This window comes from Rheinheimera aquimaris (assembly GCF_020531985.1).
Taxonomy (GTDB): Bacteria; Pseudomonadota; Gammaproteobacteria; order Enterobacterales; family Alteromonadaceae; genus Alishewanella; species Alishewanella aquimaris.
This window is the reverse complement of the sequence record NZ_JAJAVQ010000004.1, coordinates 486,360-502,681: the sequence shown is the minus strand read 5'-3', so window position 1 is coordinate 502,681 and position 16,322 is coordinate 486,360. Positions and strand designations below refer to the sequence as shown.

Below are 16,322 nucleotides of genomic sequence, written 5' to 3'. Positions count from 1 at the left end.
ACTGTCACTACCTAATTAATTAAATTCCAGTTCTATTGTTGCCAATTGTTTTAACTGGTGCAACAAAGCATCGGCCGGTGTCACCCACCACTGCGTTCCTAATTGCAACATCACTTCGCCCTCCTGGCGCTGATAACGCAGCTTCACCGGCACAGTACCTGCTTTAAACTCACCCAGCACCTGCTGCAATCTTTGCAGGTAATTGTGGTCTATTTGCGGCGATTGTACAGTGATATTCAACGATCTCAGAGATTTTTCCCGAACCTGAGTAATCTCGCTGACATCGCGGCCGGTCATTGTAAGGCCACCGTTAAAATCATCAAAGCTGACCTGTCCCGTTATTACCAAAATACGGTCTTTTTGCAGCTGTTGCTCAAAGGATTCCAGCAAATCGGGGAAAAATCGTACATCCAGCCTGGCTGATTTATCATCCAGTGTCACAATCGCCCAGCGCCGGCCCTTTTTGTTAATCATTATCCGCACCGACACCACTAAACCAGCTACAGTAACACTCTGATCTTTTTTGGTCGGTTGCAGCTCGACCAGGCGGCAATTAACATAACGGGGGATCTCATCGAGATAGCGGTTTATCGGATGCCCGGTTAAATACAGCCCCAAGGTTTCACGCTCACCTTCAAGCCATACCTCATCTGCCCAGGGTTCTACCTGCTTAAACGCCGCGGCTGCATGCTCTGGCTCCGGGCTTAGTAAGCCGAATAAATCATCCTGCCCTACCGCCTGAGCTTTGGCATGTTGCTCAGCGGCCTTCATTGCCTCTTCCAGCGTAGCGGAAAGTGCTGCCCGGTGTGGTCCTAACCTGTCCATCGCGCCGGATAAAATCAGTTTTTCAATAACACGACGATTCAGTTTCTTTAAATCGACTTTAGCGCAAAAATCGAATAAATCGGTAAAAGCGCCGTGTTTGTTCCGCGCTTCTAAAATCGCATCGATCGGGCCTTCACCCACGCCTTTTATTGCACCGATACCATAGACAATATGGCCCTGCTCATTCACTGTGAACTTATAAACACCAGCATTAACATCTGGCGGAATAAGTTTGAGTTTCATCCGCTCGCACTCATCAACCAGGGTGACAATTTTATCGGTGTTGTCCATATCAGCCGACATTACTGCCGCCATAAACTCGGCTGGGTAATGTGCTTTCATCCACAATGTCTGATAAGACACCAATGCATAAGCGGCAGAGTGAGATTTATTGAACCCGTAACCGGCGAATTTTTCCACCAGATCGAAAATTTTCATTGCCAGATCAGGGTCAATGCCATTATTGGCAGCACCTTGTTGGAAGGTATCGCGCTGTTTGGCCATTTCCTCTGGCTTTTTCTTACCCATAGCACGGCGCAACAAGTCAGCACCACCAAGCGAGTAGCCAGAGAGTACCTGCGCTATCTGCATTACCTGCTCCTGATACAGGATAATGCCGTAAGTCGGTTCCAATATCGGTTTTAGCGATTCATGTTGCCAGGTCGCATCAGGGTAGGAAATCTCTTCGCGGCCACGTTTACGGTCGATAAAGTTATCTACCATGCCCGATTGCAGCGGGCCTGGCCGGAACAGCGCTACCAAAGCAATCATATCTTCAAAACAGTCAGGTTGCAGACGGCGGATAAGATCTTTCATACCGCGCGATTCCAGCTGGAATACCGCTGTGGTATCCGCTTTCATCAGCATGTCGTAACTTTTCCTATCGGTCAGCGGTATGCTGTTAATATCAACCAGCGGCTTGCCTTCACGCGTCAAACGCGCATTAGCCATATTCACCGCCCACTGCAAAATGGTCAGTGTCCGTAAGCCCAGGAAGTCGAATTTTACCAGGCCGGCATATTCAACGTCGTTTTTATCAAACTGGGTAACCGGGTTGTTACCTTCATCATCGCAACACAGCGGAGAGAAATCGGTAATTTTGGTTGGCGCAATTACCACGCCACCGGCATGTTTACCGGCATTACGAGTTACACCTTCCAGCTGACGTGCCATATCGATCAGGTCTTTCACTTCCTGATCCTGCTCGTACAACTCTGGCAAGCGCGGCTCTTCTTTAAACGCTTGCTCTAGCGTCATGCCTGGCGTTGGCGGTATCAATTTAGAAATGCGATCGACAAAACCATACGGGTGGCCCAATACCCGACCAACATCACGGATAACAGCTTTAGCGGCCATGGTACCGAAAGTAATGATCTGTGACACCGCCTCACGACCATACATATCAGCCACGTGATCAATGACTTCGTCACGCCGGTCCATACAAAAATCGACGTCGAAATCAGGCATTGATACCCGTTCAGGGTTCAGAAAACGTTCGAATAGCAGATCGAATTCCAGTGGGTCCAGATCGGTAATTTTAAGTGCGTATGCCACCAGCGAGCCGGCGCCCGAACCCCGCCCCGGGCCAACCGGAATGTCGTTGTCTTTACTCCACTGAATAAACTCCATCACCACCAGGAAGTAGCCCGGAAACCCCATCTGGTTGATAACGTCCAGCTCTATCTGCAAGCGTTCATCGTATTCGACACGTTTTTGCTGCCGTATAGTTTCATCCGGGAATAACTGTACTAAACGATCTTCCAGACCTTCGCGCGATTTCATCACCAAAAAATCAGCATCGGTCATGCCGCCAGTCGGGAACGCTGGCAGAAAATATTCACCGAGACGAATAGTGACATTACAGCGTTTGGCTATTTCGACTGAGTTTTCCAGCGCTTCTGGTAAATCAGCAAAAAGCTGCTGCATTTCCTGCTCGGATTTCAGGTATTGCTGCTCGGTGTAGTTTTTCGGCCGACGCTTGTCATCCAGAGTAAAACCATCATGAATGGCAACGCGTATTTCATGCGCCGGAAAATCCTCTGGCTGCAAAAATACCACTTCATTGGTCGCGACCAGCGGTAAGTCATGCTGCTCTGCCAACGTTACGGCTTTCTGAATGTATAGCTCTTCATCGGCGCGACCAGTGCGGATAAGCTCCAGATAAAAACGCTCCGGAAAATACTGCTGATAAAAGGCCGTTAATTCATTTACCGACTGCTGATTTTCTTTCAGTAATGCCTTACCCAGTAAGCCGTCTTTACCAGCCGATAGGATAATGACACCCTGCGCATACTCGGCTAGCCAGTCATGCTCTATCTGAGGTTTACCGTCGACATGCCCACGCAGATAAGCTTTAGAAATAAGCTGGCTTAAATTCTGATAACCTGTGTTATCTGCCGCCAGCAGTAACATGCGGCTACTTTCACTACCAAACAAAGGGTGCTGCACATAGCAGTCAACGCCTACTATGGGCTTAATTCCAGCATCGTGCGCTGTACTGTAAAAGCGTACCAGACCGCAAAAGTTCATTTGATCTGTCAGCGCCAACGCCGGCATATTCAGCTTTTGCGCAGCTTTAACGATAGGTTTGACCTTGGCAACCCCATCCACCATCGAGAAATCGCTGTGTACACGCAAATGAATAAATGCCGGGCTACTCATATGCTTTGCTGCTCCAGTACCAGCCTGACAGGTTTAAAACTGCGCCGGTGCTCAGGTAACACACCATATTGTGCAATAGCAGCCAGATGCGCTGCAGTGGGGTAACCTTTGTGATCAGCAAAACCAAACTGCGGGTGTTCTAGATGTAAAGCCTGCATTTCTTCATCACGCGCCACTTTGGCTAAAATAGAGGCCGCACTGATTTCAGGCACCAGCAAATCGCCTTTAATAACAGCCGTAGCTGGTAGGCCAAATTCTGTGGTACGGTTACCGTCAACCAACACCCATTCCGGTTGAATCGTTAAAGCGGCTACGGCACGGCGCATAGCCAGCATGGTGGCATGCAGTATATTAAGCTGATCGATTTCCGCCGGTTCTGCCCTGCCCAGAGCCCAACACAACGCTTGCTGTTTAATTTGGGCTGCCAGTTCAATACGACGTCTTTCGGACAGTTTTTTTGAATCGGTCAGGCCAGCGACAGGTCTGGCTGGATCCAGGATAACAGCAGCCGTCACCACAGGACCGATAAGCGGGCCACGGCCAACTTCATCTACACCACAAATTAGCCTGACGTCAGGCCGCTGGTACAACATCATTGTTCACTACCTGTAAAATAGCCTGCGCTGCCTTTACGCTGGCGTCGCATTTTATGCGTTGATGAATGTCCCGGTATTGAAGCAGCAGCGACTGCCGGTCAGCAGACAGCAACGGCAGCATAGCGGAACTGAGCGCCTGCGGTGTTACCTCATGCTGCAATAACTCTGTGACCATGCCGTGTCCGGCCAGTAAATTAGGCAAACTAAAATGTGAAAGCTTCACCAGACGTTTACCTATCTGATAGGTCAGCCAGTTTGTACGGTACGCCACGACCATCAGGCATTTCGCCAACATAGCTTCCAGAGTGGCGGTACCTGAGGTAATAAAAGTCGCATCAGACGCCAACAGCACCTGACGCGCCTGGCCGGTAAAGCTTGTTACAGCCAGCTCTGGTGCCAGCTGTTGCTTAATGGCATTGAATTGCCCGGCTTTAGTTTCTGTAACCATATTAGTTACAAACTGCAGCTCTGGTATTTGCTGTTGCAGCAATAGTGCGGCCTGGAGAAAATCCGGTGCCAGCAGTTTAATTTCGTTAGTGCGGCTACCAGGCATAATAGCCAGCACCGGCCTCGCCGGATCAAGCCCCAGCTCAACTTTAGCCTTAGCTTTGTCGACATCCAGCGGCATATTGTCCGCCATCGTATGGCCAACAAAGGTACAGGGTACCTGATACTTATCGTAAAAGGCTTTCTCAAACGGTAACAATGACAACACCATATCCGTTGCCGCTGCAATTTTAAAAATACGTTTATGTCGCCAGGCCCAGACAGACGGGCTGACGTAATGTACGGTTTTAATCCCGGCCTGTTTCAGTTTAAGCTCTACCGCCAGGTTAAAATCGGGCGCATCGATACCAACAAAGACATCGGGCTTATCAGACAACAATGCCGCCAGGATTTCACGCTTCACCTGCAGTAAACGTGGCAAGCGGCCGAGCACTTCAACAATGCCCATGACCGCCAGCTCTTCCATGTCAAATAACGCGGTAAAACCCAAAGCCTGCATGCGCGGCCCGCCGATACCGTAAAACTCTGCATCCGGGTGTTGTAGTTTCAGTGCGGTTATCAGGTCGGCACCTAAAATATCGCCGGAGTGTTCCCCGGCGATAATGGCTATTTTCAGTGGTTTATCCGCCGGCATCAGCGCACTATGCCTCTGCTGGCGTTGGCTATGAAGTCAGTAAACAGCTTAAGCTCGGGCACCTCTGCTGCTTTTTCTTCCAGCGCGGCCAGGGCTTCAGCTACCGTCTGCCCTTTGCGGTACACTTCTTTGTAAGCGCGGCGTATTTCCAACAGCGCTTCGCTGCTATAGCCACGGCGTTTCAGGCCCTCGGTATTAATACCGGCAGGCACGCAAGGGGCACCGTGCACCATCAGATATGGCGGGACATCTTTTAATACGATAGAACCACCACCACAAAACGCGTGAGCGCCAATATGCACAAACTGATGCACACCGGTCATGCCGCCTAGAATAGCCCAGTCGCCTACATGTACATGCCCGGCAGCCTGAGCACCACTGGCGAAGATGGTGTAATCACCAATCACGCAGTCATGAGCAATATGGGTGGTGTTCATAAACAGATTATGGCTGCCAATAATGGTTTTACCCTGATCCTGGATAGTACCACGGTGCACTGAGCAGCCTTCACGAAACACATTGTAATCACCGACAATCAGCTCGGTTGGCTCACCTTTATACTTCTTGTCCTGACAATCTTCACCGATACTGGCAAACTGAAAGAAATGATTGCCTTTACCAATAGTACTAGGCCCTTTAATCGCCACATGCGATTCCAGAACACAATCATCGCCAAGCACAACGTTAGGACCGATATAACAAAACGGGCCAACTTTTACATTCTTGCCAAGCTTGGCACTGGCATCAATTACCGCTGTTGGATGGATCACGTTAGAGCTCTCTTCTGGCACACATCAGCTCAGCCGAGCAGACAATCTGGCCTTCAACTTTTGCTTCGCCGTAAAACTTCCACATGTTGCGGCGCTCTTTCAGAAACTTCACTTCCAATACCATGGTGTCACCGGGTAACACCGGCTTTTTAAAACGAGCTTCGTCAATGGCAGCAAAAAGATACAATTCGTTTTCAGACCGCTCTGTCACCGTTTTAAAACCCAGAATACCGGTAGCCTGTGCCAGCGCTTCCAGAATTAATACACCAGGAAAAATGGGCATACCGGGGAAATGACCGGTAAAAATAGGCTCATTCACCGTGACATTTTTTATTGCTGTCAGGCTTTCACCTGGCGTGTAATCCAGCACCCGGTCTATTAACAAGAATGGATAACGATGTGGCAATAAAGCCATAATTTCCTGGATTTGCAGGCTGTTAAGTTGGTTAGCCAAAGCTATTCCTCTGTCTGGTGGTCAGCATCCTGTGCTGGTAACACAGTGGCAAGCTGTTTTTCAAGTTGCTTAACCCGCTGATATAGTTGATCTATTTGTCGTAACTTAGCCGTATTTTTACGCCACTCTTGATTAGTGGTAGCAGGAATACCCGACGAGTATATGCCTTTTTCTGTGATCGGCTTCATAACCATTGCCATGCCAGTAATATTGGCACCGTCACAAATTTCCATATGACCGTTAATAACCACTGCGCCACCTATTATACAGTAGCGTCCTATTTTGGTACTGCCCGCAACAACAGTACAACCGGCTATAGCGGTATGATCGCCTATTTTTACGTTATGAGCAATCTGGCATTGGTTATCAATAATGACATTATTACCAATGATGGTATCTTCAATCGCACCACGATCTATAGTCGTATTAGCACCAATCTCAGTATCGTCGCCCAGAATGACGGTGCCGGTTTGCGGGATCTTCAGCCAGCTGCCGCGTTCGTTGGCAAAGCCAAAGCCATCAGCACCTAACACGGCACCACTGTGAACAATACAGCGCTGACCAATACGTACGCGGTGATATACCGTGGCGTTAGCCCATATTTTGCTATTGTCTGCAATACTGGCCTGTTCGCCGATAAAACAGCCAGCACCCACCTGGACATTGTTGCCAAGTTGCACGCCGGCAGATATTACAGCATTGGCGCCAATGGCAACGTTATCGCCAAGCACTGCAGTGTCGTCAACAACAGCTGTAGGATGAATGCCGCAAGCAACCGCAGGTGTATTGTCCAGCAACTGCGCAACACGAGCGAAAGCCGTATAAGGATTGGCAACTACCAACGCCCCCACACCCGGGGCTACAAAAGAAATGTCTTCCTGAGTAATCAGTACCGCGGAGGCTGCGGTTTCTGAGAGAAATTTCCGATATTTACTGTTGGAGAGAAAACTGATTTGCCCAGATTGAGCATTTTCCAGTGTCGCAGTAGAAGTAATTTGGCAATCTGCATCACCAATCAGCTGAGCGCCTAAGCGCTCAGCCAGTTCAGAAAGAATAAAACGTGCCATTATTTTGCTTTGCTTACCTGAGCAACAACTGCTTCAGAGATATCAAATTCAGGCTTGGCATATACTGCAGCGCCAGAGTTTAATACCATATCGAACTTTTCACGCTCAGCCACTACATCAATTGCGGCTTTAATCAGCGCCAACACTTTATTGCGTTCTTCAGCCTGACGGGTACGGATTTCTTCATCCAACGGACGTGCCAACTGCTCATATTGCTGGCGCTGGCTGCTTACAGTAGCTTTCAGCTCTTCTTGCTGTTTTTCGCTCATTGTCGGGCCATCGCGGCGCAACTTCTCAATGTTGAAACCGATGTCTTTTTCCAGCTTACCAACGGCTTCAATACGCTGGGCAAACTCGTTTTTAATCGTTTCCTGCATAGCCGCTGACTGAGGGATTTTAGCGGCAACCGCCTGAACATCAACATAAGCAATTTTCATTTCTTTAGCGGCAACAGTGCCAGCCATCAATAAACCTGCAACCAGAATCATTGCCGATTTTACTGCACGCATATTTAACATCTTTTATTCCCTATTTTTTCTAATCTAGAATGTTGTACCAATATTGAAACTAAAGTTCTCTTGTAAATCACCTTCCTGCTTTTTAATGATTTTTGCCAGGCTGAAGGTGAGCGGGCCCATAGGCGAAATCCACTGTAAAGATACACCAGCTGTCGCCCGAAACAAACCAGCATCTGAATAATCTATCAGCTGCGGTTGTTGCTGGCTGGTCTGAATTTGTCGCAGACCATTGTAGCGATTAATATCAAACTCTGTATCCCAAACATTACCCGCATCAACAAACAGGCTGGTTCGTACTGAGTTACGGTAGTCGTCACTTAAAAACGGCGTTGGTGTAATAAGCTCCAATGTTAACACTGCCAGCGCATTACCACCTATCGAGCGTTGCGATACCTGATAGCTGTCATTTTCCGGACCACTTGGGTAACTACCTGCACCTGTGCCGCTACCAGGTAAGCCTGGTACTGAGTCAGCATAGCGGTAAATAGCATGCGGACCGATTATACGGCTTTCAAAACCACGCAGATTCTGGCCACCAGCATAGTAGTTCTCGATAAACGGTAAGGTATAATCATAGCCATTTTTATCGCCGTAGCCGTTACCGTAGCCCAGCTCTATTTTCGACAGGAATGACCAGGCATGGTCATTGCTCAGCGGAATATAATTACGTGCTTCAAAAGACGTTTTAAAGAACTGTAAATCAGAATTTGGGGTACTGGCTTTAATGCTAGCGCCAAGGTAATGGCCAGCTGTGGGGAACAAGCCCCGGTTCAGTGTACTGCGAACCCAACCTGCAGTTAACTCATAGTTGGTAAAGTGGTATCCACCATCCGGATTCTGTGCATCCAACAAGACTGCCCGGAAGTGGCGTAGCTGATCGTACTCGTTGATCGAGTTGATTTTGTTAACGACGTAGTTAGCACCGAAGTTTAAACGGTTGTATTCATTAATTGGGTAACCTACGTTGGCACCAAAACCATAACGCGTCTGGTTATACGCTTCCAGGTTAGAAGATGCGCTGCTGTAGTCAACATCAGAGTAGAATACCTGGCCACCCAGGCTGACACCATCCAGCGTGAAATAAGGATCGGTGTACGTCATGCTGATAGATTTTTGATACTTATTAGTATTCAGGCTAATGCCGGCGCTGTTACCGGTACCAAAGAAGTTCTCTTGCTGCACGCCAATCTGGAACGACAACCCCATATAGTTACCGTAAGAAATACCGGCATTGAAGCTACCTGATGGCTGTTCTTTTACCGTAAAGGCAACATCAATCAGGTCGTCTTCGCCAGCAACGGGCAGCGTTTCAAACTCTACGCTTTCCATATATGGCAGACGCTGAATACGGTTTTTGGATAATTCCAACGCATCATTAGACAGCCAGGCACCTTCCATCTGCCGCAGTTCACGGCGCAATACTTCATCTTTAGTCGTGGCGTTACCTTTCATATCAATACGGCGCACATATACACGTTTGCCCGGATCAACGCTGATCGTCAGCTCCACTTCTTTGGTGTCATCATTAATTTGCGGGATAGTACGCACTTTGGAATTAGCATAACCAAAACGCGCCAGCAACTTAGCAATACTTTCTTCGGTGTAGGTCACTAAAGCACCGTTATACAGCTGACCTTCCTTTAACGGCATAATTTTGGTGATAAAGTCTTCCTGGCCAATCAGGTCACCAACAAACTTAACGCCTTTAATGGTATATTTTTCGCCTTCAGTCACGTTAAGTGTGACATATACCGATTCTTTATCCGGGCTGACCGACACCTGTTCAGAGTCGACTTTAAAGCGTAAGTACCCTCTGTCGAGGTAGTAGCTGTTAATCTTTTCAATATCGCCCTGCAGGGTTTGCTTCTGATAACGGTCGGATGACATAAAGCGCCACCAGGGCAAGTCTTGTTTTGATTCGATATCCTGCAGTAGTTCTTCATCGGAAAACAGCTTGTTACCAACGATATTAATCTGACGAACTGAGGCTGGATCACCCTCTTCGAACTTGATTTTCAGGTTTACCCGGTTACGAGGCAGATATGTTACTTCAATATCTACCTTCGCCTGATATTTACCAACACCGTGATAGAATTCTGTCAGGCCATTTTCAATACTCTTCAGTATTGTCTTATCCAGAGGTTCGCCTACTTCGACCTTATTACCAGACAAGCTTTCTGTCAGTTGGTCTTCTTTAATGTCTTTATTACCATCAAATTCAATCGCATTGATTGTAGGGCGTTCACGCAACCGATAGATAACAGTATTGCCATCACGAAAAACTTTTATATCGTCAAAGTGACCCGCAGCATACAGTGTACGGATACTGCGTGACAGATTAAATTCTGTAATGGTATCACCCACGTTAAAGGGCAGATTATTCAACGCCGCACCCAGCGCCACGCGTTGCAGGCCTTCTACCTGAATATCCTGAACCGTAAAAGATTCTTCAGCGAGCACCGAGCTACTGGCAGAGGCAAGTAACATCGCAGCTACTAATCGTTTAATTGTCATTATTTGAACTACTTATGATTAGTTATTTACAATCGAGAAATATCGTTGAGCAGCGCAATTCCCATTAACGTCAGCAGGATTAGCGCCCCAAACCGGAAACCTATTTCCTGCGTCTTTTCAGAGACAGGTTTACCACGCATTAGTTCCAGCAGCATATACATTAAATGTCCGCCGTCCAGTACCGGTAATGGCAGCAAATTAATGACGGCTAAGTTAACACTTATCAGCGCCAAAAACGATAAAAAAGCAACCAAACCTATACTGGCTGTGGTGCCGGCACCTTGGGCAATCGAAATAGGGCCGCTAAGGTGTTTGACGGATACATCGCCGGTGACCAGCTTGCCTATCATGGAAAAGCTCAGCCGCGTCAACTGCCAGGTATGCGCCAGCCCTGCGCCGATAGCATCAAATACACCATAGCGCTGGGTATACAACACGCCATCAGGCCACTCACTGACTTTCGGTGAAACACCCAGCATACCTTGCGAGAAACCATCCTCCGTTTCAACCCGTCCGGGCGTTACCTGCAGCTCAATCTCTGTGCCGTCACGCAACAACCCTATATTCAGTAGCTGTTCCGGTGAGTTGCTGACTATGGTTTGAATTTGTGTCCAGTTATCGATGAGCTCATCATCGATACGCAGAATTTTATCGTCAACGCGGATACCGGCTTGTTCCGCCGCAGAGTCTGGTGCAACTGCTGCAATTTCCGTCAACGCCTGTGGCCGGGCCAAATTCAGCCCGAGGCTACTGAACACGCTTTGTTTCTCTGGGTCAAAACGCCAGTTGCGGGTATCCAGTATCACGGTATGCTCTTGCAGCGTAGCAACATCTTTCAGGCCTACTGTAATACTCTCACTGCCAATTTGCTCTACCAGCAGCAGATTCACACTACCTGCATCCGTTGCAGAATGTTGATTCACAGACACGATCTGCTGCTGCGCTGTCATGCCAGCCTGTGCTGCAATAGATTGCGGCTCAATTGAGGCAATGATCGGGCGCATCGTTTGTACCCCGAGCATATACATCAGCCAGAGTGCAAATACGGCAAAGATGAAATTGGCAGCGGGGCCGGCAGCAATAATAGCCATACGCTGCCAAACCGTTTTATGGTTAAACGCCAGATCTTTAAACTGTGGCAGCACCGGATCTACCCGTTCATCCAGCATTCTTACATAACCACCAAGTGGAATAGCGGCAATAACGAATTCTGTTCCTTGCTTATCCCGCCAGCGCAGCAACGCTTTACCAAAACCGATAGAAAAACGTTTTACCAGCACGCCGTTTTTGCGGGCGACCCAGAAGTGGCCGAACTCATGCACTGTGATCAGCACACCCAGCGCGACTATAAACGACAGTAAATTCCAGATCGCACCGGACATCAGGACAATTTCCTCAGTTGTTGTTGGGCATGCACTCTAGCTTCGTTATCAAGCGCCAATATATCATCCAGCGTGCTGACACGGAAGCCAGTGTATCTGCTAAGACTCAGCGCATTAACGCGTGCAATGTCAGTAAAGCGGATCTCGCCAGCTAAAAAAGCTGCCACAGCAACCTCATTTGCGGCATTCAACGCCGTCGTGGCCCCTTGGCCGTCAGCACAGGCTGTCATTGCCAGATAAAGATTGGGGTAACGCTCAGGCTCAGGCTCGGTAAAGGTAAAATCACGCATTTGCTTAAAGTTAAGCGGGGAAACCGGGCTGGCAATACGCTTTGGGAACGCCAGAGCGTGGGCAATCGGAGTACGCATATCCGGCTGGCCTAACTGCGCCAGTACCGAACCATCGGTGTACTGCACCATGGAATGAATAATGCTTTGCGGGTGAATAACCACTTCGATATCACTGGCCTGACAGTTAAACAGCCAGCGCGCTTCTATAAATTCTAGGCCTTTATTCATCATGGTTGCACTGTCGACAGAGATTTTATGTCCCATACTCCAGTTTGGATGTGCAACCGCCTGGGCCGGTGTAATAAACGGAAATTCGGCTAAAGGAGTATGCAGAAAAGGCCCGCCACTGCCGGTCAACAATAGTTTACCGATGCCGAAGTGTTGGATTTTTTGATTGTGGGTATGTTGCTGTAATGCTGCAGGCAGACATTGGAAAATAGCATTATGCTCACTGTCTATAGGCAGCAAGGTTGCCCCATGTTGCGACACCTTACTAATGAACAGCTCACCGCTCATTACCAGCGCTTCTTTGTTTGCCAGTAATACTGTCTTACCCTGTTCAACCGCCGCTAATGTCGGCAATAAACCTGCAGCACCAACAATGGCGGCCATCACGATGTCAGCATCTGTGTGTGCAGCCAATTCGCACAGGGCGTCAACGCCTGTTAATACTTCAGTTGGGCAACCTGCCAGCTTCAGCTCAGTCGCCAGCGTCTTTGCTGCCTGTACATCCAGCATAGCGGCATAACGTGGTTTGAATTGCAGGCATTGCTGCAATAGCTTTTTACACTGGCTGGCCGCGGTAAGCGCCAGCACCTGATAAGCTTCAGGATGTGCAGCAAGCACAGACAAGGTACTGACACCAATAGACCCGGTAGAACCCAGGATCACCACATTACGCATCAGTAAAAGCCGCCATACAGTGCCACGATAATGGCAAACAGCGGTGCCGTAGCCGTCAGGCTGTCAATACGGTCAAGGATACCACCGTGGCCAGGGAGAAAAGCGCCACTGTCTTTCTTACCTGCCACACGCTTAAACATGCTTTCGGTTAAATCACCAAATACTGACAATACTGTCAGCAACAACGCCGAAACGTACCAAATACCGGTTTGCGCTGGCCAGTCTTGCAGCCACGCCACGATAGTTACAACTATCGCGACCAGTGCCAAACCACCTAGCATTCCTTCGACTGTTTTACCCGGGCTGACTTTGGGCAGCAGTTTATGTTTGCCAAACGGCTTACCGACAATATAGCCACCAATGTCTGCTGCCCATACCAGCGCCAGCAGACAGAAAATCAGCCAGGCGCCGGTAAAATTCGATGCGGCGTAATCAGTTGAACGGATAAACAATACTGCTACCCAGGCCGGTACTAACGTTAACCACCCCATCAGCGCTTTGCCCCAGTCGCTTCCCGCCCATAATTTCTGACTTTTGGGGTAAGTTAATACTAATACTATCGCCAGTACCCACCAACCAATGCCTGCCAAAAGTAACGTGCTTAACAATACATTTTGCTCTACCGGCCAATGCAGCGGTGCAGGCCATTGCCAGTACAGCAGTGCTAAAATAATGGCCGTAAGCATGACATATACCCAGCGCATAGCCTTGCTGGCAAGACCACACAAGCCACTCCATTCCCAGGCGCCAAGTAAAAATGCGGCGGAAATAAACAGTGCAAAGCCGGCCAGCGGTAAATAAAACACCGCCATCAGAGCCAGGGGCGCCAGAATCAGCGCAGTAATTACCCGTTGTTTAAACAATATCGTTATCCTTTAGCTTGCAGCGCCAGTTGCCGGACTTGTTCCCCGGTACAGCCGAAACGCCGCTCACGGTTGACAAAAGCAGCTATTGCTTCAGAAAACACCTGCTGATCAAAATCAGGCCACAGTGTTTCTGTAAACCATAGCTCGGCGTAAGCCGCCTGCCACAGTAAAAAATTGCTGATGCGTAAGTCCCCGCCTGTACGGATCAACAAATCCAGTTCAGGTTGGTCATGCATCTGTACTTGCTTAGCGAATAGCTGCTCATCTATCTGCTGCGCATCCAACACGCCCTGGCCAACTTGCTTTGCCAACTCCCGGGCGGCATTAACCATGTCCCAGCGCCCACCATAATTGGCGGCAATATTCAGTGTCAGCGCAGTGTTGTCAGCTGTAAGTTGTTCTGCCTGAGCAATACTTGCGCGTAATTTATCGCTAAATGCTGATAAATCGCCAATAATTTTCAACCGAACGTTGTGTTTGTGCAGTGTTTTTACTTCACTTTGCAACACCATCAGAAACAATTGCATCAGTGTTGATACTTCATCTTCCGGACGTCGCCAGTTTTCACTGCTAAAAGCAAATAATGTCAGTGACTGTATACCCAGTTCCCGACAAAAACTAACACTGCGGCGTACAGCTTCTACGCCTTTTTTGTGGCCCCAAACCCGTGGTTTTCCCTGGCGCTGCGCCCAGCGGCCATTGCCATCCATAATAATTGCCACATGCCTTGGCAAACTTTGCGCTTCGAGCTGCGTCATTGCAGTCATAGGTGTGCTCTGTCCTTCCACAGATTCATCAGACGACTTCTGATTAATCTTTTTGCCATGCAAAATAAAATGCCAAATAGAAAAAAGCGCCGTAAAGCCCGAGCGTCACGACGCTAATTCTGTAACATGGCAGTGTAATTTACACTTCCATTAATTCTTTTTCTTTCTCCGCTAATACTTCATCAATCCGTTTGATAAAGCTATCGGTGATTTTCTGAATTTCATCTGTTGCACGACGCTCGTCATCTTCACTGATTTCTTTGTCTTTTTGCAGTGCTTTTAAATCAGCATTGGCGTCGCGACGGATATTACGCACAGCGACACGTCCACCTTCAGCCTCATTACGCACCAGTTTCACCAGGCTCTTACGGCGCTCTTCAGTCAGCGGTGGTAGTGGCACACGGATAACGGTGCCAGCAGACATTGGGTTTAAACCTAAGTCAGATGCCATAATGGCTTTTTCTACCGCCGCAGTAAGGCTCTTATCAAATACGGTGATAGCCAGTGTACGGGCATCTTCTATCGATACGTTACCCACCTGACGCAGAGGTGTATCTGCGCCGTAATAAGACACCATAATACCGTCAAGTAAGCTGGGGTGAGCGCGACCAGTACGTACTTTGGTTAACTGGCCTTTCAGCGCTTCCACGCTTTTTTCCATCCGTACTTTGCTGTCTTTAATAATGTCGTTAATCACGATCTGTATCCTTTTTTTATTCGTTGCAACTGTTTACAGATGCAGTACCAAGCCAGGTAGTTTACTGTAAATTTTCTGCGTGGTCGATTACTGTGCCTTCCTGCTCGCCCATAATCACGCGTTTTAAGGCGCCTGCCGTGTTCATATTAAACACACGGATCTGCAGATTGTGATCCCGCGCCAGCGTAAATGCAGCAAGGTCCATTACTTTCAATTCTTTTTCAAGCACTTCAGTGTAAGTTAACTGATGATATAATGTCGCCGTTGGGTCTTTTACCGGGTCTGCGGAGAATACACCATCTACTTTAGTGGCTTTTAATACAGCATCTGCTTCAATTTCAATACCGCGCAAACAGGCAGCAGAATCGGTGGTAAAAAACGGGTTACCGGTACCGGCAGAAAAAATCACCACCCGGCCTGACTTTAACAAACTAATGGCCTCAGCCCAGCTGTAGTTATCACACACACCGTTTAATGGGATAGCGCTCATCATTCGGGCATTAACGTATGCACGGTGCAAAGCGTCACGCATTGCCAACCCGTTCATTACTGTCGCCAGCATGCCCATATGGTCGCCGACTACACGGTTCATACCGGCTTTGGCCAAACCTTCGCCGCGGAAAATATTGCCGCCACCAATAACGATACCCACCTGCACACCCAGTTCAACCAGTTCTTTGATTTCCTGCGCCATTCTGTCGAGCACTTTAGGGTCAATACCAAAGCCTTCTTCCCCCATCAGCGCTTCGCCACTGAGTTTTAGTAATATTCTGCGGTAAGTCGGTTTTGGGTTCGTGCTCATGACATCCTCGTAGTACTGGATAAAGTTAGGAATGTTGCGGATAAAAAAACCGCGGCTCAGTCAGTAAGA

General features: G+C 48.4%; 14 protein-coding genes. All 14 read right to left on the bottom strand.

Annotation, left to right across the window (positions count from 1 at the left end):
- Nucleotides 1-15: 15 nt before the first annotated feature.
- Nucleotides 16-3,486: a DNA polymerase III subunit alpha gene (gene dnaE / locus LHL18_RS14860; protein WP_226767629.1), complete on the bottom strand. Its 3,471-nt coding sequence runs from the start codon at nucleotides 3,484-3,486 to the stop codon at nucleotides 16-18.
- Nucleotides 3,483-4,082: a ribonuclease HII gene (gene rnhB / locus LHL18_RS14855; protein WP_226767628.1), complete on the bottom strand. Its 600-nt coding sequence runs from the start codon at nucleotides 4,080-4,082 to the stop codon at nucleotides 3,483-3,485. Before rnhB ends, dnaE begins: the two co-directional genes overlap by 4 nt.
- Nucleotides 4,060-5,223 (bottom strand): lipid-A-disaccharide synthase, encoded by a 1,164-nt coding sequence (gene lpxB, locus LHL18_RS14850; protein WP_226767627.1) that lies wholly within the window; start codon nucleotides 5,221-5,223, stop codon nucleotides 4,060-4,062. Before lpxB ends, rnhB begins: the two co-directional genes overlap by 23 nt.
- Nucleotides 5,223-6,014, bottom strand: coding sequence for an acyl-ACP--UDP-N-acetylglucosamine O-acyltransferase (gene lpxA, locus LHL18_RS14845; protein WP_206109653.1), 792 nt, complete (start codon nucleotides 6,012-6,014; stop codon nucleotides 5,223-5,225). The genes lpxB and lpxA overlap by 1 nt, the downstream gene beginning before the upstream one ends.
- Nucleotides 5,995-6,447 (bottom strand): 3-hydroxyacyl-ACP dehydratase FabZ, encoded by a 453-nt coding sequence (gene fabZ, locus LHL18_RS14840; RefSeq protein ID WP_134057111.1) that lies wholly within the window; start codon nucleotides 6,445-6,447, stop codon nucleotides 5,995-5,997. Before fabZ ends, lpxA begins: the two co-directional genes overlap by 20 nt.
- A gap of 2 nt (nucleotides 6,448-6,449) precedes the next feature.
- Complete coding sequence (lpxD, locus tag LHL18_RS14835; protein WP_134057113.1) at nucleotides 6,450-7,514, bottom strand: UDP-3-O-(3-hydroxymyristoyl)glucosamine N-acyltransferase; 1,065 nt, start codon at nucleotides 7,512-7,514, stop codon at nucleotides 6,450-6,452.
- The gene (locus LHL18_RS14830) at nucleotides 7,514-8,032 is read right to left on the bottom strand and encodes an OmpH family outer membrane protein (RefSeq protein WP_226767626.1); all 519 of its coding nucleotides are present in this window, start codon (nucleotides 8,030-8,032) and stop codon (nucleotides 7,514-7,516) included. The genes lpxD and LHL18_RS14830 overlap by 1 nt, the downstream gene beginning before the upstream one ends.
- A 24-nt stretch (nucleotides 8,033-8,056) precedes the next feature.
- On the bottom strand, nucleotides 8,057-10,546 hold the full coding sequence (gene bamA / locus LHL18_RS14825) for an outer membrane protein assembly factor BamA (RefSeq protein ID WP_134057117.1): 2,490 nt from the start codon (nucleotides 10,544-10,546) through the stop codon (nucleotides 8,057-8,059).
- Between the two features lie 26 nt (nucleotides 10,547-10,572).
- Nucleotides 10,573-11,928: a sigma E protease regulator RseP gene (gene rseP, locus LHL18_RS14820; RefSeq protein ID WP_134057119.1), complete on the bottom strand. Its 1,356-nt coding sequence runs from the start codon at nucleotides 11,926-11,928 to the stop codon at nucleotides 10,573-10,575.
- Nucleotides 11,928-13,121, bottom strand: a complete 1,194-nt coding sequence (gene ispC / locus LHL18_RS14815; RefSeq protein WP_226767625.1) for a 1-deoxy-D-xylulose-5-phosphate reductoisomerase — start codon at nucleotides 13,119-13,121, stop codon at nucleotides 11,928-11,930. Before ispC ends, rseP begins: the two co-directional genes overlap by 1 nt.
- Nucleotides 13,121-13,984 carry a phosphatidate cytidylyltransferase gene (locus LHL18_RS14810; protein ID WP_134057123.1) on the bottom strand — a complete coding sequence of 288 codons (864 nt, stop codon included), beginning with the start codon at nucleotides 13,982-13,984 and terminating at the stop codon, nucleotides 13,121-13,123. The genes ispC and LHL18_RS14810 overlap by 1 nt, the downstream gene beginning before the upstream one ends.
- A gap of 5 nt (nucleotides 13,985-13,989) precedes the next feature.
- Nucleotides 13,990-14,754, bottom strand: a complete 765-nt coding sequence (gene uppS, locus LHL18_RS14805; protein ID WP_134057125.1) for a polyprenyl diphosphate synthase — start codon at nucleotides 14,752-14,754, stop codon at nucleotides 13,990-13,992.
- 139 nt (nucleotides 14,755-14,893) lie between these two features.
- On the bottom strand, nucleotides 14,894-15,451 hold the full coding sequence (gene frr, locus LHL18_RS14800; protein ID WP_134057127.1) for a ribosome recycling factor: 558 nt from the start codon (nucleotides 15,449-15,451) through the stop codon (nucleotides 14,894-14,896).
- 61 nt (nucleotides 15,452-15,512) lie between these two features.
- Nucleotides 15,513-16,253 carry a UMP kinase gene (pyrH, locus tag LHL18_RS14795; RefSeq protein ID WP_226767624.1) on the bottom strand — a complete coding sequence of 247 codons (741 nt, stop codon included), beginning with the start codon at nucleotides 16,251-16,253 and terminating at the stop codon, nucleotides 15,513-15,515.
- Nucleotides 16,254-16,322 lie beyond the last annotated feature (69 nt).

Excerpts from the sequence above, each read along its gene's own strand:
- uppS (WP_134057125.1), bottom strand. The coding sequence starts at position 14,754 with ATGACTGCAATGACGCAGCTCGAAGCGCAAAGTTTGCCAAGGCATGTG.
- lpxB (WP_226767627.1), bottom strand. The coding sequence starts at position 5,223 with ATGCCGGCGGATAAACCACTGAAAATAGCCATTATCGCCGGGGAACAC.
- LHL18_RS14830 (WP_226767626.1), bottom strand. The coding sequence starts at position 8,032 with ATGTTAAATATGCGTGCAGTAAAATCGGCAATGATTCTGGTTGCAGGT.
- dnaE (WP_226767629.1), bottom strand. The coding sequence starts at position 3,486 with ATGAGTAGCCCGGCATTTATTCATTTGCGTGTACACAGCGATTTCTCG.
- rseP (WP_134057119.1), bottom strand. The coding sequence starts at position 11,928 with ATGTCCGGTGCGATCTGGAATTTACTGTCGTTTATAGTCGCGCTGGGT.
- bamA (WP_134057117.1), bottom strand. The coding sequence starts at position 10,546 with ATGACAATTAAACGATTAGTAGCTGCGATGTTACTTGCCTCTGCCAGT.
- rnhB (WP_226767628.1), bottom strand. The coding sequence starts at position 4,082 with ATGATGTTGTACCAGCGGCCTGACGTCAGGCTAATTTGTGGTGTAGAT.
- ispC (WP_226767625.1), bottom strand. The coding sequence starts at position 13,121 with ATGCGTAATGTGGTGATCCTGGGTTCTACCGGGTCTATTGGTGTCAGT.
- lpxD (WP_134057113.1), bottom strand. The coding sequence starts at position 7,514 with ATGGCACGTTTTATTCTTTCTGAACTGGCTGAGCGCTTAGGCGCTCAG.
- pyrH (WP_226767624.1), bottom strand. The coding sequence starts at position 16,253 with ATGAGCACGAACCCAAAACCGACTTACCGCAGAATATTACTAAAACTC.